Here is a 26,345-nt window from a genome sequence, read left to right on the forward strand (position 1 = left end):
TGTCCGGGAACGTGGGGAGCTCAGAGCTGGCCGACGTCCGTGACTCGGACGACGGCGCGGCCCTCCGCGTCGGAGGCCGCGAGATCGACCTCCGCGCCGATGCCCCAGTCATGGTCGCCGTTCGGGTCGGCGAACGTCTGGCGGACGCGCCACAGACCGTGCTCGGGATCCTCCTCGATGCGCAACAGCTTGGGGCCGCGCGCGTCCGGCCCGGTGCCCAGGTCCTCGTACTCGTCCCAGTACTTGTCCATGGCCTCGCCCCACGCGTCCGCGCCCCAGCCGGACTCGGCGTCCATCTCGCCCAGCTCGTCCACCTGGTCGAGGGCGGCGAGCTCGACACGGCGGAAGAGCGCGTTGCGCACGAGCACGCGGAAGGCGCGGGCGTTGGCCGTCACCGGCTTGACCTCGTCGGCCTTCTCCTGCGCCTCCTCGGCCGTCATGACCTCCGGGTTCGCCAGCTGCTCCCACTCGTCCAGGAGGCTGGAGTCCACCTGACGGACCATCTCGCCGAGCCAGGCGATCAGATCCTCGAGGTCCTCGGACTTCAGGTCGTCCGGGATGGTGTGCTCCAGGGCCTTGTACGCGTTCGCCAGGTAGCGCAGCACGATGCCCTCGGTGCGGGCGAGCTCGTAGAAGGAGGTGAACTCGGTGAAGGACAGCGCCCGCTCGTACATGTCCCGGATCACGGACTTCGGGGACAGGGGGTGGTCGCCGACCCACGGGTGGCTGGTGCGGTAGGTGTTGTAGGCGTGGAAGAGGAGCTCCTCCAGCGGCTTCGGGTAGGTGATGTCCTGCAGCCGCTCCATGCGCTCCTCGTACTCGACGCCGTCGGCCTTCATCAGCGCCACGGCCTCACCGCGCGCCTTGTTCTGCTGGGCGGCGAGGATCTGGCGCGGGTCGTCGAGCGTGGACTCCACGACGGAGACCATGTCGAGGGCGTACGAGGGCGACTCGGGGTCGAGGAGTTCGAAGGCGGCCAGGGCGAAGGTGGACAGCGGCTGGTTGAGTGCGAAGTCCTGCTGGAGGTCCACGGTCAGGCGCACGATGCGGCCGGTGGCGTCCGGCTCGTCGAGCTTCTCCACGACACCGCCGTCGAGCAGCGAGCGGTAGATGGCGATGGCGCGGCGGATGTGGCGCAGCTGCTGCTTGCGCGGCTCGTGGTTGTCCTCCAGGAGGTGGCGCATCGCCTCGAAGGCGTTGCCCGGCCGGGCGATCACCGCGAGGAGCATGGTGTGGGTGACGCGGAAGCGGGAGGTGAGCGGCTCAGGCTCGGCGGCGATGAGCTTCTCGAAGGTGCCCTCCGTCCAGCCCACGAAGCCCTCGGGCGCCTTCTTGCGCACCACCTTGCGGCGCTTCTTCGCGTCGTCGCCCGCCTTCGCGAGCGCCTTCTCGTTCTCGATGACGTGCTCGGGCGCCTGCGCCACCACGAAGCCCGCCGTGTCGAAGCCCGCGCGCCCGGCGCGGCCCGCGATCTGGTGGAACTCGCGGGCGCGCAGGGTGCGCACGCGATTGCCGTCGTACTTGGTGAGCGCGGTGAACAGCACGGTGCGAATGGGCACGTTCACCCCGACGCCGAGGGTGTCGGTGCCGCAGATGACCTTCAGGAGGCCCGCCTGGGCGAGCTTCTCGACGAGGCGCCGGTACTTGGGCAGCATCCCGGCGTGGTGGACGCCGATGCCGTGGCGCACGTAGCGCGAGAGGTTGCGGCCGAACTTCGTGGTGAAGCGGAAGTTGCCGATCAGCTCGGCGATCTGGTCCTTCTCGGCGCGCGTGCACATGTTGATGCTCATCAGCGACTGCGCCCGCTCCACGGCCTGGGCCTGCGTGAAGTGCACGATGTAGACCGGGGCCTGCTTGGTGTCGAGGAGCTCGGTGAGCGTCTCGGTGATGGGCGTGAGGCGGTACTCGTACGAGAGCGGCACCGGGCGCGTCGCGGAGCGGACGACCGACGTGGGGCGCCCGGTGCGACGGGTGAGGTCCTTCTCGAACATCGAGACGTCACCGAGCGTCGCGGACATCAGGATGAACTGTGCCTGCGGCAGCTCGAGGAGCGGAATCTGCCAGGCCCAGCCCCGGTCGGCCTCGGCGTAGAAGTGGAACTCGTCCATGACGACCTGGCCGATATCGGCGTCCTTGCCGTCACGCAGCGCGATGGAGGCGAGGACCTCGGCGGTGCAGCAGATGACGGGGGCGTCGGCGTTCACGGAGGCGTCGCCGGTGAGCATGCCGACGTTCTCCGTGCCGAAGAGCTTGCACAGCTCGAAGAACTTCTCGGACACCAGAGCCTTGATCGGGGCGGTGTAGAAGGTGACCTCGTCACGGGCGAGCGCCGCGAAGTGGGCCCCGGCTGCGATCATGCTCTTGCCGGAGCCGGTGGGTGTCGACACGATCACGTTCGCGCCGGACACGACCTCGATCAGAGCCTCCTCCTGGTGGGGATAGAGGGTGATGCCGCGCTCCTGGGCCCAGCCTTCAAAGGCTTCGTAGAGGGCATCGGGGTCGGCGTCCTGCGGCAGCTGATCGATAAGGGTCACACCCCCATCTTGCCTTCCCGCTGCCCGGATCAGGGAACCGGACGACGGCTCCAAGATCATGAACGCTACGCTGGGTCGCCAACGGGGCATCGCGACAACAGAAATGGGGCGGGCAGCACCGATGATGGGACCGGCACACTCACTGTCAGGGGCGGCGGCCTGGCTGGGGGTCGGCGCGGCCGCCACGGCCGCCGGGCACTCGATGCCCTGGCCGGTCCTCCTGGTCGGTGCCCTGATCTGTGCCGGGGCTGCGCTCGCCCCGGACCTCGACCACAAGTCGGCGACCATCTCGCGCGCCTTCGGCCCGGTGTCCCGCGGCCTGTGCGAGATCGTCGACAAGCTTTCCTACTCCGTGTACCGCGCCACGCGCAAGCAGGGCGACCCGCGCCGCTCCGGCGGGCACCGCACGCTCACCCACACCTGGGTGTGGGCCGTCCTGATCGGAGCGGGCTCGTCCGTGCTCGCGGTGACCGGCGGCCGGTGGGCGGTGCTCGCCCTGCTCTTCGTGCACATGGTGCTCGCCATCGAAGGGCTGTTGTGGCGGGCGGCGCGCGGTTCGAGCAGCGATGTACTGGTGTGGCTGCTCGCCGCGACCAGCGCCTGGATCCTGGCCGGAGTTCTGGACAAACCGGGCAATGGTGCGGATTGGTTGTTCACCGGAGACGGCCAGGAGTATCTGTGGCTGGGCCTTCCGATCGTGCTCGGCGCGCTGGTGCACGACATCGGGGACGCGCTGACGGTGTCCGGCTGTCCGATCCTGTGGCCCATCCCGATCGGCCGGAAGCGCTGGTACCCGATCGGTCCGCCGCGAGCGCTGCGGTTCCGCGCGGGGAGCTGGATCGAGCTGAAGGTGCTGATGCCGGTGTTCATGCTGCTCGGGGGAGCGGGTGGCGCGGTCGCGCTGAACTTCATCTGAGGCCGGGGCGGCGACGCGACGCCCCGGCGGATGGTGCCCGGGCCCGGCCCGATGTCCTCGGCGGTGCCTGCCTGGGGCGAGGGCGCGAGGAGGGCGAGGGCCTGTGGGGCCACGCCGTTGCCGCCGCCCTGGCCGGGCCGCCCGGCGCACCGGGGCAGGGCCCGACCGTGAGGTCACGGCCCAGATCCGGCCTGAGGCTCAGGCCGAGCGCCAGGCTCAGGTCGAGCGCCAGGCTCAGGTCGAGCGCCAGGCTCAGGCCGAGCGCCAGCTTCAGGCCGAGCGCCGGGCCGGGCCCAGGGTCCAGATCCAGGCCCAGCCTCAGACCCGACCCGCGCCGCAGACTCAGCCAGGCCCAGGCCCAGGCCCAGGCCCGGCCTCAGGTCGAGCCCCCAGCGCCAGGCCCGGCCCCAGCGCCCGATCGAGCCCCAGGCCCAGCCCCGCCACCCGCTCCGGCCCTCCACACCTCAAGCCCCCACCACACCCCAAGAAGCAGACACACCCCACCACACCCCACCCCAGTGCCCCGCAGCACCGCGTCGTGGGTCGCCCCGGGGCCCACCCCGCCGACCTCGCCGGTGATGGCTCCGGTGACGGCTCCGGTGAGGCCCACGCCGAGGCCCGCCGCGAGGGTGAGGGCGGTTTTGGTGACGCCGGAGGCCTCGCCGGCCCGCTCGGGGGTGATGACGGCCTGCGTGGCGATGAGGGTCAGCGCGTTGGCGATGCCGAGGGCCGCGCCGCACCCGGTGGCGATGGCGAGGTACGCCGTCAGCGAGGAGGCCGAGGGCAGCGAGCCGAGGCCGAACGCCCCCGCGCCCAGGCAGCCCAGCATGAGCGGCACGGCGGCGCGCGTCGGTACGCGTCCGGCGAGGGGGCCCGCGACCGCCATGGCGAGGGCCGGGGCGAGGAAGGCCAGGCCCGCGGAGGCGACGGGGAGTGCCCACTGCCCTTGGAGCGTGAGGGGGACGACGAGCAGGAACATCACGGTCGCGGTGTTGGCGGCGGCCCCGGTGAGCGTGAGCGCTACGTACGGGCCGTTGCGGAAGAGCGTGAGCTGTACCAGTGGGCGAGGGGTGGCGCGTTCGTACCGTACGAACAGGACCAGCAGGCCTGTCACGGCCAGGGCCCCGCCGAGGAGTGCTGGGCGGGGCAGGGTCGGGCCGCGGTCGATGAGGATGCCGAGCGTCGCGAGCGCGGCCGTCGCGGTGAGCAGGCCTCGCCAGTCGACGGTGCGGGACGCGCCGACGTCGTAGCTCTCGGCGGTGCGCGACGCGCAGACCGCGCCGAGGGCGGCGAGCGGGACGTTGAGCCAGAAGACGGCCCGCCAGGACACCGCGTCGGTGAGGGCGCCGCCGATGAACGGTCCGCAGGCGGTGGCGATGCCGCCGATGCCGAGGGCCCAGCCGGTGGCGCGGCCGCGCAGGTCGCCGGGGTAGACGTTGGTCAGGAGTGACAGGCCCACCGGCATGATCATTGCCGCGCCCGCGCCCTGGGCCACCCGGGCGCCGATGAGGAGGGGCAGCGTAGCGGCGAGCGCGCACACCAGGGATGCCGCGCCGAAGAGGACGAGCCCGGTGACGAGGAGCCGCCGACGTCCGAAGAGGTCGCCGAGGCGTCCGGCGCCGAGCATCAGGGTGCCGGTGGACAGCAGATACGAGCTGATCACCCACTGCGGTCCGGACCCGCCCGCGTCCAGGTCGCGGCCGATCCGCGCCAGGGCGAGGCTGAGGCCGAACGCGTCGAGCTGGATGCAGAAGACGCCCAGGGACAGGGCGAGGAGGGCGCCTCTGCGCTCGCTGACCGACGCTGTCGCGCTCCCGCCACCCGGCGGCGCTGCCCTGACCTCCGTGCGGGTGTGTTTCCGCATGCTCCTGTCTCCTCCGTGACGGGGTGAGCGGGCGGCTTGAGGGCGCTGCTCACCGTGGACACCGCCGTAAGGGCGCACGGCGGTGGACGTGCTGGTTGGGGGAGGGGAGCTGGTGCAGTCGGAAGGCGCCCTCGGGGGCGGGGCGTCACTGCTGGAGATCCGGGACCTGGAGATCAGGGAACCGGTGAACGGGAGAACCGGTGAACGGAGAACGGGGACCCGGAGATCTGAAGGGCCGACGGAAAAGGCGAATCCAGAAAAACTGAGACCTGGAGAACCTGAGGGTCGGTGAAAGGGGCATGGACACCGAATACAGGGGCGCCGCCCTCGGGAGTCGCTCGACGAACGACTGAAGCAGCATCACCGTAACTGACACGGATTCACTTGCCAACCCCTTCGCCCGTGCGGTCACACGCCCGCGGAATCGGCGCAAATCGACGTTCGCCGTGCGGTGCGGGCCATGATTCGGCCATCAAAGGTGAGATCGCGGGCACATGCCCAGGGGGCCGTCCATGCCCTGTGGTGCCCCGCTGTGGAGTGTCGCGACGGGGCATTCGCCGACCGTGGGGGACTGCCGTTTCGTGGCGCCTGGACCCGGTCGGGCCTGGGACGTTGCCGTGACAAGCCGGAAAGGTCCGCTTTCTCGAACCGGCGGCCTGAATCAGCCCCGGGGTGTTGGCTGCTGTTCGACCTCCTGTTAGTACTTTCTTGCCGCATAAGAAGGGCGGTTGTCGGGTGTTTCCCACACGTCTGTTGAAGGGTTCCGATAACAACCTTGCGGAATGTTCCAGGTGGTGTGGCAGTGCTATGGCGCACGAGTGCGATGAATGCGTGACCGGCCCCCGGGCCGATCCTCGGCACCTGCAATTCCCGTACTTCTCACCACCGGCTCGGGCGGATGTGACGTCGTTGAACACGCAGGAACTGAACGCACGCGAACTGAACGCGCACGAACTCGTCGAGGCCGTCGGCCCACGGCCTCGTACGGCGGTCCGTGGACGTGGGCCCGACGGCCTCAGACCGGTCCGCCCGCTCCTCTACCTCCCCCGGGAGGAGCGGGCGGACCTCTGCCGTCACGGTCCCGTCACCCGTGCCAGGACTTCCACAGCGCCGCGTACGCTCCCTGGGCGCGCACCAGCTCGTCGTGGCTGCCGAGTTCGCTGATGCGGCCGCTCTCCACCACGGCGATGACGTCGGCGTCGTGCGCGGTGTGCAGGCGGTGCGCGATGGCGACCACCGTGCGGCCCTCCAGGACCCGTGAGAGCGAGCGTTCCAGATGCCGGGCCGCGCGCGGGTCCAGGAGCGAGGTCGCCTCGTCGAGCACCAGCGTGTGCGGGTCGGCGAGGACGAGCCGGGCCAGGGCGATCTGCTGCGCCTGCGCGGGCGTCAGGCTCAGACCGCCCGAGCCGACCTCCGTGTCCAGGCCCTCGTCGAGGTCCCGCGCCCAGGTGTGCGCGTCGACGGCGCCGAGGGCGGCCCACAGCTCGGTGTCCTCGGCCCCGGCCCTGGCGAGGCGCAGATTGTCGCGCAGGGAGCCCACGAACACGTGGTGCTCCTGGTTGACGAGCGCCACGTGCGCGCGGACGCCCTCCGCGGGCATCCGTGCCAGCTCGGCGCCGCCGAGCGTCACCTGGCCCGTACGCGGTCCGTAGATTCCGGCGAGCAGCCTGCCGAGCGTGGACTTGCCCGCGCCGGACGGCCCGACCAGCGCCACCCGGGAGCCGGGCTCGACGGCGAGGGACACCTCGCGGAGCACGTCGACGCCCTTGCGGTAGCCGAAGTACACGTCGTCGGCGAGGACGTCGCGTCCGTCGGGCACCACGCCCGCGTCACCGGCGTCCGGCTCGATGTCACGCACGCCCACGAGCCGGGCCAGCGACACCTGCGCCACCTGGAGCTCGTCGTACCAGCGCAGGACGATGCCGATCGGATCGACGAGCATCTGTGCGATCAGCGTGCCGGTCGTCAGCTGGCCCACGCCGATCCAGCCCTGCAGGACGAACCAGCCGCCGATCATCAGGACCGAGAAGAGGACGGTGACGTGCGTAGCGCTGACGACGGGGAAGAGGACCGACCGCAGATAGAGCGTGTAGCGCTCCCAGGCGGTCCACTCCTTGATGCGGCGCTCCGACTGCTCGACGCGGCGCGCGCCGAGGCGGTGTGCCTCCACGGTGCGGCCCGCGTCGACGGTCTCGGCGAGCGCGGCGGCCACGGCGGCGTACCCCGCGGCCTCCGAACGGTACGCGGACGGCGCCCGCTTGAAGTACCAGCGGCAGCCGACGACGAGCAGCGGCACGGCGACGAGCAGCGCGGGCGCCAGCGGCGGCGCGACCACGGCGAGCCCGCCGACGAGCAGCACCAGCCAGACCACGCCGATGGCCAGCTGCGGAACGGCCTCGCGCATCGCGTTGGCGAGCCGGTCGATGTCCGTGGTGATGCGGGACAGCAGGTCACCGGTGCCCGCCCGCTCCAGGACGCCCGGCGGAAGGCCGACCGACCGGACGAGGAAGTCCTCCCGCAGGTCCGCGAGCATGCGCTCGCCGAGCATCGCGCCACGCAGCCGCACCTGGTGCACGAAGGCGGCCTGTACGACGAGCGCGAGCGCGAACAGGCCCACGACGCGCTCCAGATGGACCTCGCGCGCACCGTCCGACACGTCCTCGACGAGACCGCCGAGCAGATACGGCCCCACCATCGAGGCGGTCACGGCGAGCGTGTTCACCACGACCAGCAGGACGAAGGCCCTGCGGTGCCGTCGCAGCAGCTCGCGCACATAGGTCCGTACGGTCGCGGGGGCGCCGACGGGCAGCGTCTCCGCCGTGGTCGGGGCCGCCGGGTCGTACTCCGGCGGCGCCAGGCCGATCATGCCGTCTCCTCGATGTCGATGGTGTGTACGCGGGCTCTGCGCGGAGCGGAGCCCTGCCCCTGCCCCTGCCCCTGCCCCTGCCCCTGGCCAGGGCCAGGGCCGGAGCCGGTGCTGGGGCCCGCGTCCTCGGCCGTCTCATCCGGGGTCTCCCGGGTGACGACCGCGCGGTACCCCGGCTGCGTGACCACGAGTTCGCGGTGCACGCCCACGGCGGCCACCTCGCCGTCGCGCAGGAACACGACGCGGTCGGCGCGGTCGAGGAGCAGCGGTGACGAGGTGAGGACCACCGTCGTACGGCCGGCGCGCAGTTCGCGCAGGCCGTCCGCGATCCGGGCCTCGGTGTGGGAGTCGACAGCGGAGGTCGGCTCGTCGAGGACCAGCGCCTCGGGGTCGGTGACCAGCGACCGCGCGAGCGCCAGGCGCTGGCGTTGGCCGCCGGACAGGGATCGGCCGCGCTCGGTGAGGTGCGCGGCCATCGGGTCGTCGGCCGTGGAGCCCTGCACCAGCGCGTCGAGGACGTCGGAGCACTGCGCGGCGGCGAGCGCCCGCTGCGGATCCACCGCCCCGGACGCCGGTACGTCGAGCAGCGACCCCAGCGTGCCGGAGAGCAGCACCGGGTCCTTGTCCTGCACGAGGACCGCGGTGCGGGCGGTGTCGAGCGGCAGCCCGTCCAGGGGGACGCCCCCGAGGCGCACCGACGGCAGGTCCGTGTCGAACGCCGGGTGCCCGCCGAGCCGTTCGGCGAGCCGACCGGCCGCGTCCGGGTCGCCGCACACGACAGCGGTGAACCGCCCGGCCGGGGCGAGCAGGCCCGTGGCGGGGTCGTAGAGGTCTCCGGTGGGCGCCACCGGCTCTCCAACGGACGCCGCGGACGGGCCCTCTTCCACAGTCCCGGCCTCCCCACCCCCGGCCCCGGCTTCCGAACCCCCGGCCCCGGTCGTGCGCTCCAGCGACAGCACACGGGCCGCCCGCTTCGCCGAGGGGCGCGAGAAGGAGTACGCCATGGCGATCTCCTCGAAGTGCCGCAGGGGGTAGTTGAGCAGCATCACCGCGCTGTAGACGGTGACGAGCTCGCCGACCGTGACGCGGCCCTCGCGGGCCAGGTGCACGCCGTGCCAGACGAGCCCGATCAGCAGGAGGCCGGGAAGCAGGACCTGGACGGCGGAGATCACGGCCCACATGCGCGCGCTGCGCACGGCGGCGGTCCGCACCTCCTGCGAGGCGTGCCGGTAGCGGTCGAGGAACAGCTCCTCGCCGCCGATGCCGCGCAGCACTCTGAGGCCCGCGACGGTGTCCGACGCCAGCTCGGTGGCCCGCCCGGCCTTCTCGCGCTGGAGGTCGGCGCGGCGGGTCGCCCGGGGCAGCAGCGGCAGCACGGCGAGCGCGAGCACCGGGATGCCGACGGCGACGACGACGCCGAGCGCGGGCTCGTAGACGACCAGACCCACACAGACGACGAGGACGGTCACGGCCGCCGCGGCGAAGCGCGACAGGGCCTCCACGAACCAGCCGATCTTCTCCACGTCACCGGTGGACACCGCGACGACCTCACCGGCGGCCACCCGCCGGGTGAGGGCGGCGCCGAGGCGCGCGGTCTTGCGGGCGAGCAATTGCTGCACCCGGGCCGCAGCGGTGATCCAGTTGGTGACGGCCGTGCGGTGGAGCATCGTGTCGCCGCCCGCGACGGCGAGCCCCGCGAGCAGGATGACGCCGCCGGCGAGGGCGAGCCGCCCGCCCGAGCCGTCGATCACCGCCTGCACGGCGAGGCCCACCATGTAGGGCAGCGCGGCGATGCCGAGGAAGTGCAGCAGCCCCCAGCCCAGCGACTTGAGCTGGCCGCCCAGCTGGTTCCGGCCGAGCCACAGCAGGAAGCGGGGGCCGGAGCGGGTGTCGGGTTCGCCCGGGTCGGCGTACGGAAGATCACGAATGTGCATGGGATCCCAGCTTCGGTGCGATGCGCGTGGTGGTGCCGGACGACGACGCGAGGGACACGCCGACGAACGACGCGAGCAACACGGCGACGAACGACGTGAGGCACGGCGACGAACGACGTGACGGACGTGGCGACGAACGACGTGAGGGACGCGGAATCGAACGGCGTGACGAACGCGGTAACAAACCGTGCAAGGTTCGCGTCGCACGGTGGCCCGAAGCAAACGATTTTCCGGCGTCCGGCAAAGAGTCGGCCATTCCTGCCGGTGGGACGGGGGCGTCGGCGAGGGGCGGGGGAAGCCGGTGCGAGCATGGAGCGCATGCGTATAGCCGGTGTGGTGCGAACGGCGGCCGCGGCCGCCGCCTGCTCAGTCGTCCTGACCTCCTGCGGCGGCTCGGGTGGCGACGACGGAGGCGAAGCGGCGCACTCCGCGCAGGGCGGCGACCGCGGCGCGGCGCGGACCGACGCCGACCTCAGGCGCATCCCCGACGTCGGCGACCGGCTCCAGTCCCGCATCCCCAAGAGCGCGCGCCAGGTCGTCGCCGTCTACGGAGAGGGCAAGGACTCGGCGAAGGCCACCGTCGTCCTCTACACGAAGGCGGGGGCCGTCTGGAAGAAGACGCGCAGCTGGCCGGCCCACAACGGCAAGAAGGGCTGGACCCCGGACCACCGCGAGGGCGACAAGCGCAGCCCGGTCGGCGTGTTCACGCTCAGCGACGCGGGCGGCGTCCTCGCCGACCCCGGGGCGCGGCTCCCGTACACGCGGACCGCGGCCCTCCAGGCCCCGCACTACTGGCCGAAGACGCACTGGCACGACTTCGACTACGTCGTCGCGATCGACTACAACCGCGTCAAGGGCACCCCGCCGAACGACCCGACGCGCCCGCAGGGCCAGACCAAGGGCGGCAGCATCTGGCTGCACATGGACCACGGCAGCGGCACCTCGGGCTGTGTGAGCCTGTCGAAGTCCGGCATGGAGTACCTGCTGCGCACGCTCGATCCGAAGCTGCGGCCGGTGGTGGTGATGGGGGACAGGGCGGCCCTCAAGTCCTGAGAGCCGCCCCTGGGGCATCCCTACGTAGGGACCCCGCTCAGGTCTCCTTCGGCTTCTCCGAGTCCATGCCCGGCCGCGCCTTCCGCCACAGGCCCCGGGTGAAGTCGGGGATCTCCTGCGGCGCGCCCTTCGCCTTGATGGAGGCGTGGCTCAGCGGCACCGGCGCGGTCCACGTCGCCCCGTCGTACACGTCGAAGTCGGGGACGAGCCCGAGCCGCATGCATTGCATCAGGCGGAACACCAGGAGGTAGTCCATGCCGCCGTGCCCGCCCGGCGGATTGGAGTGTTCCTTCCACAGCCAGTGGTCGAACTCCGCCGCGTACGTGGAGAAGTCGCCCCACCGGTCGTCGGTGTGGTCCGGCTCGATGTAGATGCGGGCGGGGTAGTCCTCGAAGAGGCCCTTGGTGCCGCCGAGGCTGTTGACGCGGCTGTAGGGGTGCGGGGTCGAGACGTCGTGCTCCAGGCGGATGACCCGGCCCTTGGCCGTCTGCACCAGGCTGATGGTCCGGTCGCTCTCGATGTACGTCTCCTTCCAGCTCGGGTCGCCCGGCGGCATGTGCGCCTTGCGGTACTCGGCGAGGCCGAGGGCGGGCGTGCCGAAGCTGGAGATGTGTGTGGCGCGGTCGCCGCGGTTGACGTCCATGTAGTTGGCGACGGGGCCGAAGCCGTGGTTGGGGTACAGGTCGCCGCGCAGCCTCGTGTGCCACAGGCGGCGCCACGGGGTCGCGTAGTACGTGGGGTCGAACATCAGCTGGCGCAGGTCGTGGTTGTAGGCGCCCGCGCCGTGCAGCAGATCGCCGAACTTGCCCGCGTGCGCCATGCGCAGCACGCGCATCTCGTTCTTGCCGTAACAGCAGTTCTCCAGCTGCATGCAGTGTCTGCGGGTGCGTTCCGACAGGTCGACGAGTTCCCACAGGTGGTCGAGGCGGAGCGCGAGCGGACACTCCACGCCGACGTGCTTGCCGTTCAGCATGGCCGACTTGGCCATCTCGAAGTGCCAGTCCCAGGGCGTCGCCACGTACACGAAGTCGATGTCGCCGCGCGCGCAGAGCTTCTCGAAGTCGTTGTCCCCGTTGGTGTACGTCGCGGGGGCGGGCTGGCCCGCGGCGACGACCTTCTTCGCGGCCGCCGCGGTCTTGTCCTTGACCGGGTCGCACAGCGCGACGACCCGCACGCCCGGCTGCGCGAGGAACAGGTCGATCATGCCGCCGCCGCGGTTGCCGAGGCCGATCATGCCGACGCGGACGGTGGAGCGCGCCTCGAAGGGCACGCCGATCATGGTCTTGCCCTTGCGGGCGGGCGCGGCGCCGGTCGGGCCTTCGGCCGTCCCGGCCGCGTCGGGGGTGTCGGCCTGGGCGGTGCCGCCCGCGAACGTGCCGAGGCCGAGCCCGGCCCCGGCGAGTCCGGCCGTGCGCAGGACCGCGCGCCGGGAGTGACCGTCGGTGGATTCGTCAGGGACCGGTGTCGCGTTCTCGTCGTGCATCGGACCTCCGTCGTCACAGTGCCATGTCACTGGGCGGGGCCCACCCTGATGGCGGTGCGCACGGGACGCAAGAGACCGCGGTGGCCGAGGGCTTGGACTTTTCTCTTGCCCGGTGCGGGAGGCCCTCCCCTCCCGCGGGAGGTTCGCCCTCCCGCATCGGGAGGGCGGTGGTCAGGGGCGCGTGGCCCGCTCCAGGGCGAGCAGCACCGAGCGGTACTCCCGGCCCGTGGCCTGTTCCATGCCCACCTCGCACATGCGGTTGGCCGAGAGGTACGCGTCGTAGGGCCGGGCCGCGACCTCCGCGGCCTCCGCGCGGGTCGCGGCCTCGCCCAGTTCGGGGTGCAGCATCCCCCGGTCCCCGGCGAAGGCGCAGCAGCCCGCGTCGTCCGGTACGACCACCTCGTCCGCGCAGGCCTCGGCGACGGCCCGCAGCTGCGGCTCGTCGCCCAAGTGGCGCATGGAGCAGGTGGGGTGGAGCACGGCGGAGCCCACGGTCCGGCGGACCGTCAGGCGGGGAAGCAACTCCTCGGCGGCCCAGACGACGGAGTCGACGACGGTCAGCTCCTCGTGCAGAGCGCGGTTGTCGGCCGTCAGATACGGCACCACCTCGTGCGCGATGCCGAGCGCGCAGGACGAGGCGTCCACGACGAGCGGCAGCGCGCCGCCCGCCGTCCAGCCCCAGGCGGCCTCGACGACGCGGTTGGCCATCACGCGGTTCCCCGCCTCGTACCCCTTGGAGTGCCAGATCGTCGCGCAGCACGTCCCGGCCACGTCGTCCGGAATCCACACGGGCCTGCCCGCGCGCGCCGACACGGCCACGACGGCCCGCGCCAGGGGCACTCCACCAGGACCGGCGAAGATGCGGTTCACACACGCCGGGTAGTACACGGCGGCGGCGCCCACGCGCGCGGTGCGCGGGAGGCGCCGGGCGGCGGCGCCCGGAAGCTGGGGCAGCCACTCGGGCACCAGGTCCGGGCGCACGGCCTTGCGGGCGGCGCGGGTCACGGCGGTCAGGAGCCGGTCGCCGGTCCGCTCCCCGGCCACCGCGCGGAGCGCCGCGGCGGCGCCGAGCGCCAGCCGGGCGGAGGCCTCGACCTCCTTGAACCGGCGTGCGGTGAGTGCCGCGACGCGCTCCTCGCGGGGCGAGTGCCGGGCGTGCCGGAAGGACTTCATCAGGGCGCCGGTGTCGATGCCGACGGGGCAGGCCAGCTTGCACGTCGAGTCGCCCGCGCAGGTGTCGACCGCGTCGTAGCCGTACGCCGCGACGAGGCCGTCCTCGACGCCGGAGCCCGGGGCCTGGCGCATCATCTCCCGGCGCAGCACGATGCGCTGGCGCGGCGTGGTCGTCAGGTCCTCGCTCGGGCAGGTCGGTTCGCAGAAGCCGCACTCGATGCACGGGTCGGCGATCGCCTCCACCTTGGGGATCGTCTTCAGGCCCCGCAGATGCGCCTTGGGGTCGCGGTCCAGGACGACCCGCGGCGCGAGCACGCCGTCCGGGTCGATGACCTGCTTGGTGCGCCACATCAACTCCGTGGCCTTCGGGCCCCATTCGAGCTCCAGGAACGGCGCGATGTTGCGGCCCGTGGCGTGCTCGGCCTTCAGGGAGCCGTCGAAGCGCTCCACGGTGAGGCGGCAGAAGTCGTCCATGAACGCGGCGTACCGCTCCACGTCCGCGGGCTCGGCGGCGTCGAAGGCGAGCAGGAAATGCAGATTGCCGTGCGCGGCGTGCCCGGCGACGGCCGCGTCGAAGCCGTGCCGCGTCTGGAGGGCGAGCAGCGCCTCGCAGGCCTCCGCGAGCCGGCCGGGCGGCACCGCGAAGTCCTCGGTGATCAGCGTGGTCCCGGTGGGCCGTGAGCCGCCGACGGCCGTCACGAACGCCTTGCGCGCCGTCCAGTAGCCGGCGATCACCCCCGGGTCCCGCGTGAAGGCGTTCGTCACGGACGCGACCGGGGCGACGAGTTCGAGCCCCGCCGTCACCTCGGCGGCCGTCGCCTCGTACGCCTCCTGCCGCGCCTCGTCCGGCGCGCGGAACTCCACCAGGAGCGCCGCCGTGTCCTTGGCCAGACCGGCCCAGTCGGCCGGGACGCCGGGCACGCGCACGGACGCGCGCAGGGTGTTGCCGTCCATCAGCTCCACGGCACGGGCCCCGGCGTCGTTGAACAGCGGCGCGGCGGCGGCAGCGGCGGGCAGCGTGGGGAAGAACAGCAGCGCGCTCGACACGCACCGGTCGAGGGGCAGCGCGTCGAAGACGACCTCGGAGATGAACCCGAAGGTGCCTTCGGAGCCGACCATGAGGCCGCGCAGGATCTGGACGGGCGTCGCCCCGTCGAGGAACGCGTCCAGGCGGTAGCCGTTGGTGTTCTTGATCTCGTACTTGGCCCGGATGCGGGCCGTGAGTGCGGGGTCCGCCTCGATCTCGCGCTTGATGTCGAGCAGGCCCGCGCACAGGGCCGGTTCGGCGTGCGCGAGCAGCGTGTCGGCGTCCGGATCGGCCGTGTCGACGACCGTGCCGGACGGCAGCACGAAGGTCAGGGACGCCACCGTGCGGTACGAGTTGCGGGTGGTGCCCGCCGTCATGCCGGAGGCGTTGTTCGCGACCACGCCGCCGATGGTGCAGGCGATCGCGCTCGCCGGGTCCGGGCCGAGTACGCGTCCGTGGCGCGCGAGCGTGGCGTTCGCGCGCACCACCGTCGTGCCGGGGCCGATCCGCGCCCGCTCCCCGCCGTCGAGCACCTCGACGCCGGACCAGTGCCTGCGCACGTCGACGAGGATGTCCTCGCCCTGTGCCTGTCCGTTGAGCGAGGTGCCCGCCGCGCGGAAGACGACCTCGCGGCCCTTGCCGTGGGCGTACGACAGGACGGTCGACACGTCGTCGATGTCCTCGGCGACGACCACGACGCGCGGCACGAAGCGGTAGGGGCTCGCGTCCGACGCGTACCGGACGAGGTCGGAGACGTGCGTGAGGACCTTGTCGGCACCCAGGAGCGCGACCAGATCGCCGCGCAGCGGCTCGGGGGTGCCGCCCGCCCGCTCGCGCGGGACCCGGTCGGGCGACGGCCTACGGCCGTCGGGGGCGGGGCGCAGCGCTTCGGGATCGGGCTCCAGCAGGGGCATGGCCTCTCCTCGGCGTCGTCGGCGGCCGCCCACCGCCACGGCCTCTCAGCGGCGGCACGCCGTCCCGGTGGTCAGCAGTGGCGGCTCTCCGGCACCTCGAACAGCGCGTCGAGCAGCCCGCCCAGCTGGGTGCGCTGGGCGGTGTCCAGTGGAGCCAGGATGTCCTCGGCGGCGGCCCGGCGCGCGCCGTGCAGCTCCCGCAGGGCCTCGTGCCCGCCGTCGGTGAGCTCGATGCGGATGACCCGGCGGTTGGTCGGGTCGGGGGCGCGGCGCACGCGGCCGCTCGCCTCCAGGGCGTCGACCAGGCTGGTGACGGCGCGCGGCACGACTTCGAGGCGCTGGGCGAGATCGGCCATGCGCGGCGGCGTCTCGTAGTGCGCGAGGGTGCGCAGCAGCCGGGACTGCGCGGGCGTGATGCCGATGGGCTCCAGATGGTGCTTCTGGATGCGGTGCAGCCGACGGGTCAGCCGCAGCAGCTGCTCGGCGAGGAGTCCGTCGCTGTCCGATGTGCTCATGCCGAAACAGTACAGGACCTGGTGCATTGTGAGTATAGGTAACAGTGAGCTATGCTCCCAAGGTCGCCCTCGTCGGCGCGCCATCCGCGTCCGGCGCTCCCGCCGAAGCGTGATCCGCGCCCGGCGCTCCCGCCGACGCGTCCGGCGTCCGCATCACTGGCGTCCGTGCACCGGTGCTCGTACGGCCGGTACCCGAACGGCCAACCGGTACGGGTACGGCAGGTGTCCGCGCCAGCGGTGTCCGCGCCGCCGGTGTACGGCACCGGTGCCCGCGTCGCCGGTGTCCACGGAATCGGCGACGCGGAATCGGCGTCCGCGCCGCCGCGTTCTCGCGGACGCGGCCCGTCCGTGCCGCCCCGTCCGTACGGGACACCAGCGGCACGGGCACGTCCGCGCCCGCGGCCCCGTGGGCGCGACCTGTCCCCGTCGGCGCACCGCCGCCGACGTCCCACTACGTCCCGTAGGAGCCCATGCCTCACGAAGAACCCTCCCGGACCCCGGCGTCCGGTGAGCCGGAAGAGCCCCGTCAGCTGCGCCGCATCCTGCGCCTCTTCCGCCCGTACCGCGCCCGCCTCGCCCTCGTGGGCCTGCTGGTGTGCGCCGCCTCCCTGGTGTCGGTGGTGACCCCCTTCCTCCTGAAGGAGATCCTCGACACCGCGATCCCGCAGGGCCGCACCGGCCTGCTCAGCCTGCTCGCCCTCGGCATGATCCTGAGCGCGGTCGTCACCAGCGTCTTCGGCGTCCTGCAGACGCTGATCTCCACGACCGTCGGCCAGCAGGTCATGCACGACCTGCGCACCGCCGTGTACGGCCGCCTCCAGCGCATGTCCCTCGCCTTCTTCACCCGCACCCGCACCGGTGAGGTCCAGTCCCGCATCGCCAACGACATCGGCGGCATGCAGGCGACCGTCACCTCCACGGCGACCTCCCTCGTCTCCAATCTGACGAGCGTCATCGCGACGGTCGTCGCCATGCTCGCCCTCGACTGGCGTCTGACCCTCGTCTCCCTGCTGCTGCTCCCGCTGTTCGCGTGGATCAGCCGCCGCGTCGGCCGGGAACGCAAGAAGATCGCCACCGAGCGGCAGAAGCAGATGGCCGCCATGGCCGCCACGGTCACCGAATCCCTCTCGGTCAGCGGCATCCTGCTCGGCCGCACCATGGGCCGCGCCGACTCGCTCACGCGCTCCTTCGCCGACGAGTCCGCCGAGCTGGTGAGCCTGGAGGTCCGCTCCAACATGGCCGGGCGCTGGCGCATGGCCGTGATCACCATCGTCATGGCCGCGATGCCCGCCGTCCTCTACTGGAGTGCGGGGCTCGCCTTCCAGATGGGCGGGCCCACCGTCTCCATCGGCACGCTCGTCGCCTTCGTCTCGCTCCAGCAGGGCCTGTTCCGGCCGACGGTCAGCCTGTTGTCGACCGGGGTGCAGATCCAGACCTCGCTCGCGCTCTTCCAGCGCATCTTCGAGTACCTCGACCTGCCCATCGACATCACCGAGCGCGACCGGCCCGTGCGCCTTGACCGCGTCAAGGGCGAGGTCCGCTTCGAGGGCGTGGAGTTCCGCTACGACCCCCAGGGCGCGCCCGTCCTCGAAGGCATCGACATCACCGTGCCGGCGGGCGGCAGCCTCGCCGTCGTCGGCCCGACGGGCTCCGGCAAGTCCACGCTCAGCTATCTGGTGCCGCGCCTGTACGACGTGACGGGCGGCCGCGTCACGCTCGACGGCGTGGACGTGCGCGACCTGGACTTCGACACCCTCGCCCGCGCGATCGGCGTCGTCTCCCAGGAGACGTACCTCTTCCACGCCTCGGTCGCGGACAACCTGCGCTTCGCCAAGCCGGACGCCACCGAGGAGGAACTGCACGAGGCGGCGCGGGCCGCCCAGATCCACGACCACATCGCGGCCCTGCCCGACGGGTACGACACGGTCGTCGGCGAGCGCGGCCACCGCTTCTCCGGCGGAGAGAAGCAGCGCCTGGCCATCGCCCGCACGATCCTGCGCGACCCGCCCGTGCTGATCCTGGACGAGGCCACCAGCGCCCTCGACACCCGCACGGAACACGCCGTGCAGCAGGCCATCGACGCCCTGTCGGCCAGCAGGACGACGCTCACCATCGCCCACCGCCTGTCCACCGTGCGCGGCGCCGACCAGATCGTGGTGCTCGACGCCGGGCGCGCCGTCGAGCGCGGCACCCACGCGGAGCTGCTCGCCCAGGACGGGCGTTACGCCGCCCTCGTCCGCAGGGACGCCCGGCTGGAGCCGGCGACGTAGAGATATGCCGGAAATATGACAAAAGGCGGGTTACCGTGCCCGCATGCACACCACCACCCCGCCACGGGGCACGAAACGCGGAGCGGTCCGGCTGACGCGCCGGGGCCGGATCGCCCTGATCGCCATCGGAGCTGTCGCGGCGGTCGCCGCCGTGGCGGTTCCGCTGCTGCTCCCGGACGACCACGAAGAGGCCCGGCCCCGGACGCTGACGATCCCCGAGGGCTGGCGCGCCGGACAGGTGTACGAGGCCGTCGACACGGCCCTGCACGTCTCCAAGGGCACCACGAAGAAGGCCGTCGACAGCGCGGGCCTCAAGCTGCCCGGCGACGCGGGCGGCAACCCCGAGGGCTATCTCTTCCCGGCCACGTACCCCATCGGCTCCCGGTCGACCCCGGCGTCCGTCCTGTCGTACATGGTGGACACCGCGAACAAGAGGTTCAGCGGCGGTCACATCACCGCGGGCGCCGACCGGAACGCGGTGAACGTCTACCAGACCGTCACCATCGCGAGCATGATCGAGGCCGAGGCGGGCTCCAAGGAGGAGATGGGCAAGGTCGCCCGCGTCATCTACAACCGCCTCGACCGGGGCATGCCGCTCCAGATGGACTCCACGATCAACTACGCCCTCAACCGCTCCACCCTCAAGACCACCGCGCGCGACACCAAGCTCAACAGCCCCTACAACACGTACGCCCGCATGGGCCTGCCGCCCACCCCGATCGGCAACCCCGGAGAGGCCGCGATGCGCGCCGCGACGAATCCGACGCCGGGGGACTGGCTGTACTTCGTGACCGTGAAGCCGGGGGACACGCGGTTCACCGCGAACTACGAGGAGCAGCAGCGCAACGTGGCGGAGTTCAACAGGAATCAATGACGACCCGTCACCAACCCTTGGGGGGAAGTGAGTTCACGTTCAGGTAGGCCGGAAGTCGTCCTCGCGTTCCCCTGCCCCATTGATGGCTCGTCGCATCGTCGCTTCCATGGCTCTCCCGGCGGCGCCCACGCCGCCGGTCCGGTCGACGAGGGGGAGGGGAAGGGATGCGCCAGCACAGTGCCCGCGCGACGAGAGCCAGGAGATCCAGAGCACGGCGGGGTGGTTCATCCGGTGCGGCGGCGCTGATCAGCGCCGCCGCACTCGTCGTTTCGGCGGGTCCCGCGGCGGCGGCGCCCGGGGGGACGCCGCCACCGAGCCCCGGTGAGGTGATCCCGGGGCAGCGGACGAGGACGCCCGCCCTGGTGGACGGCATCAGGGAGAAGGCGCCCCGGGCGGACAGCGCGGCGGACGCCGCCCGCGCATACCTGGAACGGAAGGAGAGCCGCTACCGGATCGCCGACCCCGGCCGCGACCTGAAGTCCGCGCGGACCACCACGGCGGCGGGCGGCCAGGAGACCGTGCGGCTCCAGCAGAAGCACCGGGGCGTGCCCGTCCTGGGCGGCCAGTACGTCGTCCGCATGGAGAACGAGGGCGGCGCACGCGTCGTCACCGGAACCTCCGGCAAGTACTTCACCGGGCTCAGGGCGGGCACCACCCCCGAGGTCGGCGCGGAGGTCGCCGTCGAGCGTGCCGTCGACGGCGTGCTCACGGACCTCACCACGAGGAACTTCACCCGCACGGCCGGGGCCGAGGAAGCCGACGACGGCGAGATACCCCTCAAGGGCACCGCCCGCGGCCTCGTCGTGCTGCCCAAGGGGCAGGGCGTCCTCACCCACCACGTCACCGTGCGCGGTACCGATCCCGCGACCGGCGAACCCGTGCTGCGCGAGGTCTACGTCGACGCGCGCGCCGGGTACCCCGTCCTCCAGTACAGCGGTATCAAGACGTTCGGCGGCGCGGTTCCGAGCGGGCCGCGCAGGGCTCCCGCGCCGCGACGGGAGGCACCGGCGGAGCCGCGGGAGAAGGGCTCCGGCGTCACGCTGGACGGCAGGTCCGTAGCCCTGGACGTGGAACGCGACACCGGGCGCCAGCAGTACGTGCTGCGCGACACCACCCGCATCCCGGACGACGAGGGCTGGGGCCGCACCCTGTCCACCTGGGACGCGCGGGACACGTCCGTCGGCGAGGTCATCGGCCAGTGGCCGCCCGGGATCCAGGAGTTCGGCTCGCCCGCCCCGGCCTTCGGCAGCGAGGCGACCGAGGCGGGCGCGGTGGACGCCCACTGGGGCGGCGCGCGGGTCTTCGACTACTTCAAGAACAAGCACGGCCGCCTCAGCCTCGACGGACACGGCATGACCGTCAACTCCCTGGTGGGCGTGACGAACGGCGGACACCCGTACGTCAACGCCTTCTGGGACGGCGAGAAGATGGTGTACGGCAACGGCGACGCCGAGTACCGGCCGCTGGCCGCGGGCCTGGACGTCGTCGGCCACGAGATGACCCACGGCGTCGTGGAGCACACCTCCGCCCTCGTGTACGCGGGCCAGTCCGGCGCCCTGAACGAGGCGATCGCCGACTACTTCGGCAACGCCATCGAGAACGAGGCGTACGGCGTCGCCACCGCCGACCCGGACTCGGGCCTGGTCGGCGAGCGGCTGTGCCGCACGAAGTCCCCGCGCGCGTGCGCCTTCCGCGATCTGGGCGACGGCCGGAACACCGCCAAGCACTTCCTCGGCGTCGGCTTCGGCACCGACAACGGCGGTGTGCACCTCAACTCCACCCTCTTCGCGGGCGCGCTCTGGGACGCCCGCGAGGACCTCGGCGACACCCTCGCCGACAAGATCGTGTACCGGGCGCTCACCCAGTACCTGACCCCGCTCGACGGCTTCACCGAGGGCCGGGCCGCGGTGCTCGCCGCGGCCAAGGACCTGAACGCCGACGCGGGGCAGTTGAAGGCCCTGCAGCGCGCCTTCAACGCCCACGGCATCGTGCCCGGCTGGGAGCTGGCCCTCGGCGTGGACTCCGACACGCTGCTCGACCGGGTCAACACCAACGACACCCGCCTCGGCTCCGGCGGCGGCTGGTGGACCGCGTCCCGGTCCGACGAGACGGGCTCCGAGGCGTACTCGGTGTGGGCCGGACGCGCCGACGGCAGCGGCCAGCCCAGGCTGATGAGCCCCAACGACGGCCGCTACCACGTCAATCCGGCCACCGACGGCAAGACGGTGGTGTGGCAGGCGCACGGCCCCACCGGCGTGGACATCCTGGCCCGGCCGCTCGCGGGCGGCCCCGTCAAGAAGCTCTGGCACAACAGCAGGGGCGTCGCCGATGCCGTGGACGTCGACGGCGACGTCGTGACCTTCTCCCACTACAACCACGGCGGCCGGCAGGGCGTGACCTATCTGAGCCTGAAGGACCCGGCGAACAAGGTCAGCCTCGGCGGCGGCACCTACCACCGCGCCTCCTTCCCCTCGGTGAGCAACGGCAGGATCGCCTACCAGGAGCGGCGCCGGGTGCGCGCCGAGTACGCGTACACCACTCGGCTCATCGACGTCGCCACCGGCGAGAACAAGGTGGTCGAGCAGGTCCCGGGCAGCACGAGCCTCGGCCCGACGGCCGTCACCGGCACGCACGTGTTCTGGCTGCGCGACGCCGTCCGGGGCGAGGGGACGACCTCCCTGCGCCGCGCGGACATCGACGGCTCGAACATCGTCGACCTCAGCCCCGAGTCCGCCCCCGGCGCGCTGAACGCGTACGACCTGACGGCCTCCGACGAAGCGGTGACGGTCGGCGCCCGGCTGCCCGACACGACGTGGCGCAACGAGACGCTGGCCAAGCTCTGGCAGTTCACGGCGAGCGGCGACCCGAAGGCCCCGGCCACGCGCAAGGGCCGCGTCTCCTGCAACCGCGGCGAGCAGTTGTCCGCCGCCGCGGGGCCCGGCGGCCAGGTGGTGTGGATCGACGCGACCACCGGCATCAGCCAGGTCGTGACGCGCGCACGGCCGACCGGTACGTGCTCCTGAGCAAGACGGCCCGGTGACTCGCCCGCCCCCCAGACCACTTCCTGTTCTGTCCCCCCCACGAAAGGTTCAGGTGCACGGTCATGAGGAGAACAACGCGCCGCCGTGCGGCGGCCGTCCTGTCCGCCGCGACGCTCGCCGCGGGCCTCCAGCTCGGCGCCGCGCCCGCCACCGGGGCCAGTGCGTCGAAGGACCCGGGCGCGCTGCGCCTCGCCGGGGCCGGGGAGACGGCCGTGCCGGACGGCTGGATCGTGGTCCTGAAGCACACCCGGGCGAGCGCCGTGCCCGGCGTGGCGCGCGACCTCCTCGGGCGGTCCGGCGGGGCGCGGCTCGGGCACGTGTACCGGGCCGCGCTGCACGGCTTCTCCGCGACGATGAGCCGGGCACGGGCCGCGCGCGTGGCCACTGACCCGCGCGTCGCGTACGTCCGCCAGGACACCCGGGTGCGCCTCGACGCCGGGGCCCTCGACGAGACGCAGCCGGACGCCCCGTGGGGCCTGGACCGGATCGACCAGCGCACCCTGCCCCTGTCCGGCACGTACACCTACCGCACCACCGCTCCCGACGTCAGCGTGTACGTCATCGACACCGGCCTGCGCACCACGCACCAGGAGTTCGGCGGGCGGGCCTCGGTCGGCGTCGACACCGTGGGCGACGGCCAGAACGGCAACGACTGCAACGGCCACGGCACCCACGTCGGCGGCATCGCCGCCGGACGGACCTACGGCGTCGCCAAGCAGGCGAAGGTGGTGGCCGTACGGGTCCTGAACTGCCAGGGCTCGGCCACCACGGCGGGCGTCGTCGCGGGCGTCGACTGGGTGACGGCCCGGAAGGCGAGGCCCGCCGTGGCCAACATGAGCCTGGGCGGCCAGGCCAGCGACGTCCTCGACAACGCCGTGCGCGCCTCCGTCCGCTCCGGCGTCACGTACGCGGTGGCGGCGGGCAGCGCGGGCTCGTCCACGGGGGCCTGCTCCACCTCGCCCGCGCGGCTGCCCGAGGTGATCACCGTCGGCGCGAGCGACCGCGCGGACCGCCGTGCCTCCTCGTCCAACCACGGCCCGTGCGTGTCCCTGTTCGCACCCGGCGTGCAGATCCCGTCGGCCTGGAAGGACAGCGACACCGCGACCAACACCATCAGCGGGACGTCCATGGCGACCGCCCACGTGGCGGGAGCGGCGGCCCTGCACCTCGCCTTCCGCCCCGCGGACACCCCGGCGCAGGTGAAGCGCGGCCTGGTCGACAACGCGACCACGGGCGTGCTCCAGGGCACCCCGCCCGTGGTGCCGAACAAGCTGCTCTACACGCTCTACCTCCCGACCAGCCACTAAGGGATAAACACGGGCAGAAGATGTGAGTTTTGCCCATGTCTGATCTGTCCGGTTAAAGTGCTCCCTTTGTGTGCGGGCCCCGGTGCCCGGTGCGGGGGTCAGCGAGGCCGTTCCCGCGCGCCCCGCCCGACCCCCGAACCAGGAGCCCCGACGCCATGCCCGCACCCCAGCACGCCCCCGGCCAGCGCCGTCACCGCCGTCGGAGGCTGTGCGTGTCCGCCGGGGCCGCCGGAGCCGCGGCCGTCCTCGCCTGGGCGGCCTGGGGCGCCCTCGGCCCCCGCACGGCGGCGTCCGCCGACACGGCCGACGCCCCGGTGTCCGCCGAGCCCGTGCGCCCCTCCGCGCGGGCCGTCCTGCGGGACGCCGTCGCCTCCGCGTACGCCGCCGCGCTGCCCCGGCCCGAGGGGCAGGTCGCCATCGGCATCCGGGACGTGGCCACCGGCGCCGTCGCCACCGTCGGGGACACCGGCTTCCGCTTCCACACCGCGAGCGTCGTCAAGTCGCACATCCTGGCCGCGCTCCTGCTGAAGTCCCAGGACGAGCGGCGCCCCCTGACCGAGCGCGAGACCGCCCTGGTCACCCCGATGATCCGGCAGAGCGAGAACGAGCCCGCCACCGCGCTGTGGCCCCTGGTCGGCGCCGACTCCGGCATGGCGGCGGTCTACCGGCGGCTCGGCATGACGGAGACCGCACCCGGCGTGGACGGCCTGTGGGGCCTGACCACCACGACGGTCGGCGACCAGCTGCGCTTCCTGGACGTCCTGCACGCCTCCGGCTCACCCCTGTCCCGGGCGTCGCGGGCGTACCAGCTGCACCTGATGAGCACCCTTGACAAGGAGCAGATCGAGGGCGGCGTGCACACCATCGCCGACCCCGGCACCACCTACCCCGCCAAGGACGGCTGGCTGCCGCGCAGCCGCACCGGTCTGTGGATCATCAACAGCATCGGCCGCGTCCGGGTCGAGGGCCGTCTCCTGGACGTGGTCGCGCTCTCCCAGGACCAGCTCTCGCAGACCGCGGGCGTCGAGCAGGTGCAGAAGGCGCTGCGCCACGTGGCACCGGCGGCGGCCCGGGCGCTCGACGCGCGCGAGGGGAAGGTCAGCCCGTAGCCGCGCGATAGGCCGTCGTGATGGCGTCGATGGCACTCCCGCCGGAGTGCGGGGACGCGTGCATACGCCGACTGGCCTCCACGATCCGGGCCGTGGCGGTACGGCGCTCCGCCTCGTACGAGGCGAGGGCCGCGCGCGGGTCCTCGTCGGCGGCCAGGCGGTCGGCGAGGGCACCGGCGTCGATGATGGCCTGCGTCGCGCCGTTCGCGCCCACGGGGTACATGGGGTGCGCGGCGTCCCCGAGCAGCGTCACCCGGCCCTCGCCCCAGTGCGGCAGCGGGTCGCGGTCCACCATGGGGTAGCGCAGGATCACCTCGCTCCCGGTGACCAGGTCGTGGACGGTACGGCCGCCGATCCGCCAGCCCTCGAAGTGGGGCAGGACGTCCTCGGCGCGCGCCGGGGCGTTCCAGTCGGCCGCCGCCGGGTCCAGCGGCCCCGGCTCGGCCACGGTCACCAGGGCCACCCAGTTGAGCAGGGACCTGCCGCGGTCGTCGGCGGGGCGGGAGATCGGATACGCCAGGAACTGCGGGCCCTGACTCCCGTCGGGGCGCGGGTCGTCCGAGGCGATGACCGCGGAACGGCCCGTGCCGAAGCGCTCGGTCTCCAGGGTGCCCCGCCACATCGACACCCCCGACCACAGCAGCGGGCCCTGCTCGGGGTGGAGCGCGGCCCGCACCGTCGAGTGCAGACCGTCCGCGCCGACCAGCAGCCCGGCGCTCAGGACCGAGGCGCCGCCCGTGGCCCGGTCGGTGACCCGGACGCGGACTTCCTCTTCGCTCTGGATAGAACGTTCTACTCGGACGCCGGTTCGTACGGCGCCCGCGCCGAGCCGGTCGCGCACGGCGTCGAGCAGGAGCATCTGCAGCTCGCCGCGGTGGATGGAGTACTGCGGCCAGCGGTACCCCCGGGCGAGCCCTCGGGAGTCCGTGAAGACCGACTCGCCCCGCCGATCGGCGTACCGGTGCTCGGCGGTCGGGATCCCGAGGGCGGCGAGGGCGTCCCCCAGGCCGAGTTCGGTGAGGACGCCCACGGCCTGCGGCTGGATGTTGATGCCGACGCCGAGCGGCCGTATCTCGCGGACGCCGTCGACGACGGTGGCGTCGATCCCGGCGGCGTGCAGGGTCAGGGCGGCGGTGAGGCCGCCGATGCCCGCGCCCGCGATGAGGACATGACTGTTCATGGGCTCGACTCCTGTGCGGTGAGGTGCCGCTGACGCTGTGTGCGGCTGATGTCGTGTGTTTCCACGGTCGGCGGCGCCGGTGCGGAAGTCCAACAGCTGGATCTGCTGCGAGCGAGCACTTCTGCTTATGGCATCCGCCGCTCATGACATCCGGGTCGGACCTCTCATCCGCCCCACATCTGCCACTTTCGGATGAATGGGGCATACTCGCTACGAGCGCCACACCGGGCGCTCGTACGACATGTGCCCCGACCGCCTCGTGCGCGCCCCGGGGCCCCGAAGGGA

At 72.6% G+C, this 26,345-nt stretch carries 15 protein-coding genes; 7 read left to right on the plus strand and 8 right to left on the minus strand.

Features of this window, described 5'->3' with window-relative positions:
* Positions 1-20: 20 nt before the first annotated feature.
* Entirely contained in the window at positions 21-2,594 is a 2,574-nt protein-coding gene (locus tag MQV74_RS36500) for a DEAD/DEAH box helicase (RefSeq protein ID WP_242727628.1), read from the minus strand.
* A 61-nt stretch (positions 2,595-2,655) separates the two neighbouring features.
* Here MQV74_RS36500 and MQV74_RS36505 point away from each other — a divergent pair, with 61 nt between their 5' ends.
* Positions 2,656-3,450: a metal-dependent hydrolase gene (locus tag MQV74_RS36505; protein ID WP_172381561.1), complete on the plus strand. Its 795-nt coding sequence runs from the start codon at positions 2,656-2,658 to the stop codon at positions 3,448-3,450.
* 376 nt (positions 3,451-3,826) lie between these two features.
* On the opposite strand, the gene MQV74_RS36510 is transcribed toward MQV74_RS36505, so the two are convergent.
* The 3 genes from MQV74_RS36510 to MQV74_RS36520 form a co-directional block, all read right to left on the minus strand.
* Positions 3,827-5,314 (minus strand): MFS transporter, encoded by a 1,488-nt coding sequence (locus tag MQV74_RS36510; RefSeq protein ID WP_242727630.1) that lies wholly within the window; start codon positions 5,312-5,314, stop codon positions 3,827-3,829.
* A 1,084-nt stretch (positions 5,315-6,398) separates the two neighbouring features.
* Positions 6,399-8,180 (minus strand): ABC transporter ATP-binding protein, encoded by a 1,782-nt coding sequence (locus tag MQV74_RS36515; RefSeq protein WP_242727632.1) that lies wholly within the window; start codon positions 8,178-8,180, stop codon positions 6,399-6,401.
* Complete coding sequence (locus MQV74_RS36520; RefSeq protein WP_242727634.1) at positions 8,177-10,114, minus strand: ABC transporter transmembrane domain-containing protein; 1,938 nt, start codon at positions 10,112-10,114, stop codon at positions 8,177-8,179. Before MQV74_RS36520 ends, MQV74_RS36515 begins: the two co-directional genes overlap by 4 nt.
* Positions 10,115-10,432: 318 nt before the next feature.
* On the opposite strand from MQV74_RS36520, the gene MQV74_RS36525 reads away from it, so the two are divergent.
* Complete coding sequence (locus MQV74_RS36525; protein WP_242727636.1) at positions 10,433-11,167, plus strand: L,D-transpeptidase family protein; 735 nt, start codon at positions 10,433-10,435, stop codon at positions 11,165-11,167.
* A 37-nt stretch (positions 11,168-11,204) separates the two neighbouring features.
* Here the strand turns inward: MQV74_RS36525 and MQV74_RS36530 are convergent, their stop codons facing one another.
* From MQV74_RS36530 to MQV74_RS36540, 3 genes are all read right to left on the minus strand, one after another.
* The gene (locus tag MQV74_RS36530) at positions 11,205-12,650 is read right to left on the minus strand and encodes a Gfo/Idh/MocA family protein (RefSeq protein WP_242727638.1); all 1,446 of its coding nucleotides are present in this window, start codon (positions 12,648-12,650) and stop codon (positions 11,205-11,207) included.
* A gap of 171 nt (positions 12,651-12,821) precedes the next feature.
* Positions 12,822-15,764: an FAD-binding and (Fe-S)-binding domain-containing protein gene (locus MQV74_RS36535; RefSeq protein WP_242727640.1), complete on the minus strand. Its 2,943-nt coding sequence runs from the start codon at positions 15,762-15,764 to the stop codon at positions 12,822-12,824.
* Positions 15,765-15,835: 71 nt separating this feature from the next.
* Positions 15,836-16,279 carry a MarR family winged helix-turn-helix transcriptional regulator gene (locus MQV74_RS36540; RefSeq protein ID WP_242727649.1) on the minus strand — a complete coding sequence of 148 codons (444 nt, stop codon included), beginning with the start codon at positions 16,277-16,279 and terminating at the stop codon, positions 15,836-15,838.
* Between the two features lie 470 nt (positions 16,280-16,749).
* Here MQV74_RS36540 and MQV74_RS36545 point away from each other — a divergent pair, with 470 nt between their 5' ends.
* From MQV74_RS36545 to MQV74_RS36565, 5 genes are all read left to right on the plus strand, one after another.
* Positions 16,750-18,549 (plus strand): ABC transporter ATP-binding protein, encoded by a 1,800-nt coding sequence (locus MQV74_RS36545; RefSeq protein ID WP_242727657.1) that lies wholly within the window; start codon positions 16,750-16,752, stop codon positions 18,547-18,549.
* Positions 18,550-18,592: 43 nt separating this feature from the next.
* Positions 18,593-19,423, plus strand: coding sequence for an endolytic transglycosylase MltG (gene mltG / locus MQV74_RS36550; protein WP_242727659.1), 831 nt, complete (start codon positions 18,593-18,595; stop codon positions 19,421-19,423).
* A 362-nt stretch (positions 19,424-19,785) separates the two neighbouring features.
* Positions 19,786-22,446, plus strand: coding sequence for a M4 family metallopeptidase (locus MQV74_RS36555; protein WP_242727668.1), 2,661 nt, complete (start codon positions 19,786-19,788; stop codon positions 22,444-22,446).
* A gap of 80 nt (positions 22,447-22,526) precedes the next feature.
* Positions 22,527-23,771 carry a S8 family peptidase gene (locus tag MQV74_RS36560; protein ID WP_242727670.1) on the plus strand — a complete coding sequence of 415 codons (1,245 nt, stop codon included), beginning with the start codon at positions 22,527-22,529 and terminating at the stop codon, positions 23,769-23,771.
* A gap of 155 nt (positions 23,772-23,926) precedes the next feature.
* Positions 23,927-24,880, plus strand: coding sequence for a serine hydrolase (locus MQV74_RS36565; RefSeq protein WP_242727672.1), 954 nt, complete (start codon positions 23,927-23,929; stop codon positions 24,878-24,880).
* Here MQV74_RS36565 and MQV74_RS36570 read toward each other — a convergent pair.
* Positions 24,870-26,060 carry an FAD-dependent monooxygenase gene (locus MQV74_RS36570; RefSeq protein WP_242727674.1) on the minus strand — a complete coding sequence of 397 codons (1,191 nt, stop codon included), beginning with the start codon at positions 26,058-26,060 and terminating at the stop codon, positions 24,870-24,872. The two genes, MQV74_RS36565 and MQV74_RS36570, sit on opposite strands and share 11 nt — an antisense overlap.
* Between the last annotated feature and the right edge of the window lie 285 nt (positions 26,061-26,345).

This window comes from Streptomyces sp. AN091965, from assembly GCF_022698285.1.
Lineage (GTDB): Bacteria > Actinomycetota > Actinomycetes > Streptomycetales > Streptomycetaceae > Streptomyces.

Excerpts from the sequence above, each read along its gene's own strand:
- MQV74_RS36500 (WP_242727628.1), bottom strand. The coding sequence starts at position 2,594 with ATGATCTTGGAGCCGTCGTCCGGTTCCCTGATCCGGGCAGCGGGAAGG.
- MQV74_RS36505 (WP_172381561.1), top strand. The coding sequence starts at position 2,656 with ATGATGGGACCGGCACACTCACTGTCAGGGGCGGCGGCCTGGCTGGGG.
- MQV74_RS36510 (WP_242727630.1), bottom strand. The coding sequence starts at position 5,314 with ATGCGGAAACACACCCGCACGGAGGTCAGGGCAGCGCCGCCGGGTGGC.
- MQV74_RS36515 (WP_242727632.1), bottom strand. The coding sequence starts at position 8,180 with ATGATCGGCCTGGCGCCGCCGGAGTACGACCCGGCGGCCCCGACCACG.
- MQV74_RS36520 (WP_242727634.1), bottom strand. The coding sequence starts at position 10,114 with ATGCACATTCGTGATCTTCCGTACGCCGACCCGGGCGAACCCGACACC.
- MQV74_RS36525 (WP_242727636.1), top strand. The coding sequence starts at position 10,433 with ATGCGTATAGCCGGTGTGGTGCGAACGGCGGCCGCGGCCGCCGCCTGC.
- MQV74_RS36530 (WP_242727638.1), bottom strand. The coding sequence starts at position 12,650 with ATGCACGACGAGAACGCGACACCGGTCCCTGACGAATCCACCGACGGT.
- MQV74_RS36535 (WP_242727640.1), bottom strand. The coding sequence starts at position 15,764 with ATGCCCCTGCTGGAGCCCGATCCCGAAGCGCTGCGCCCCGCCCCCGAC.
- MQV74_RS36540 (WP_242727649.1), bottom strand. The coding sequence starts at position 16,279 with ATGAGCACATCGGACAGCGACGGACTCCTCGCCGAGCAGCTGCTGCGG.
- MQV74_RS36545 (WP_242727657.1), top strand. The coding sequence starts at position 16,750 with ATGCCTCACGAAGAACCCTCCCGGACCCCGGCGTCCGGTGAGCCGGAA.
- mltG (WP_242727659.1), top strand. The coding sequence starts at position 18,593 with ATGCACACCACCACCCCGCCACGGGGCACGAAACGCGGAGCGGTCCGG.
- MQV74_RS36560 (WP_242727670.1), top strand. The coding sequence starts at position 22,527 with ATGAGGAGAACAACGCGCCGCCGTGCGGCGGCCGTCCTGTCCGCCGCG.
- MQV74_RS36565 (WP_242727672.1), top strand. The coding sequence starts at position 23,927 with ATGCCCGCACCCCAGCACGCCCCCGGCCAGCGCCGTCACCGCCGTCGG.
- MQV74_RS36570 (WP_242727674.1), bottom strand. The coding sequence starts at position 26,060 with ATGAACAGTCATGTCCTCATCGCGGGCGCGGGCATCGGCGGCCTCACC.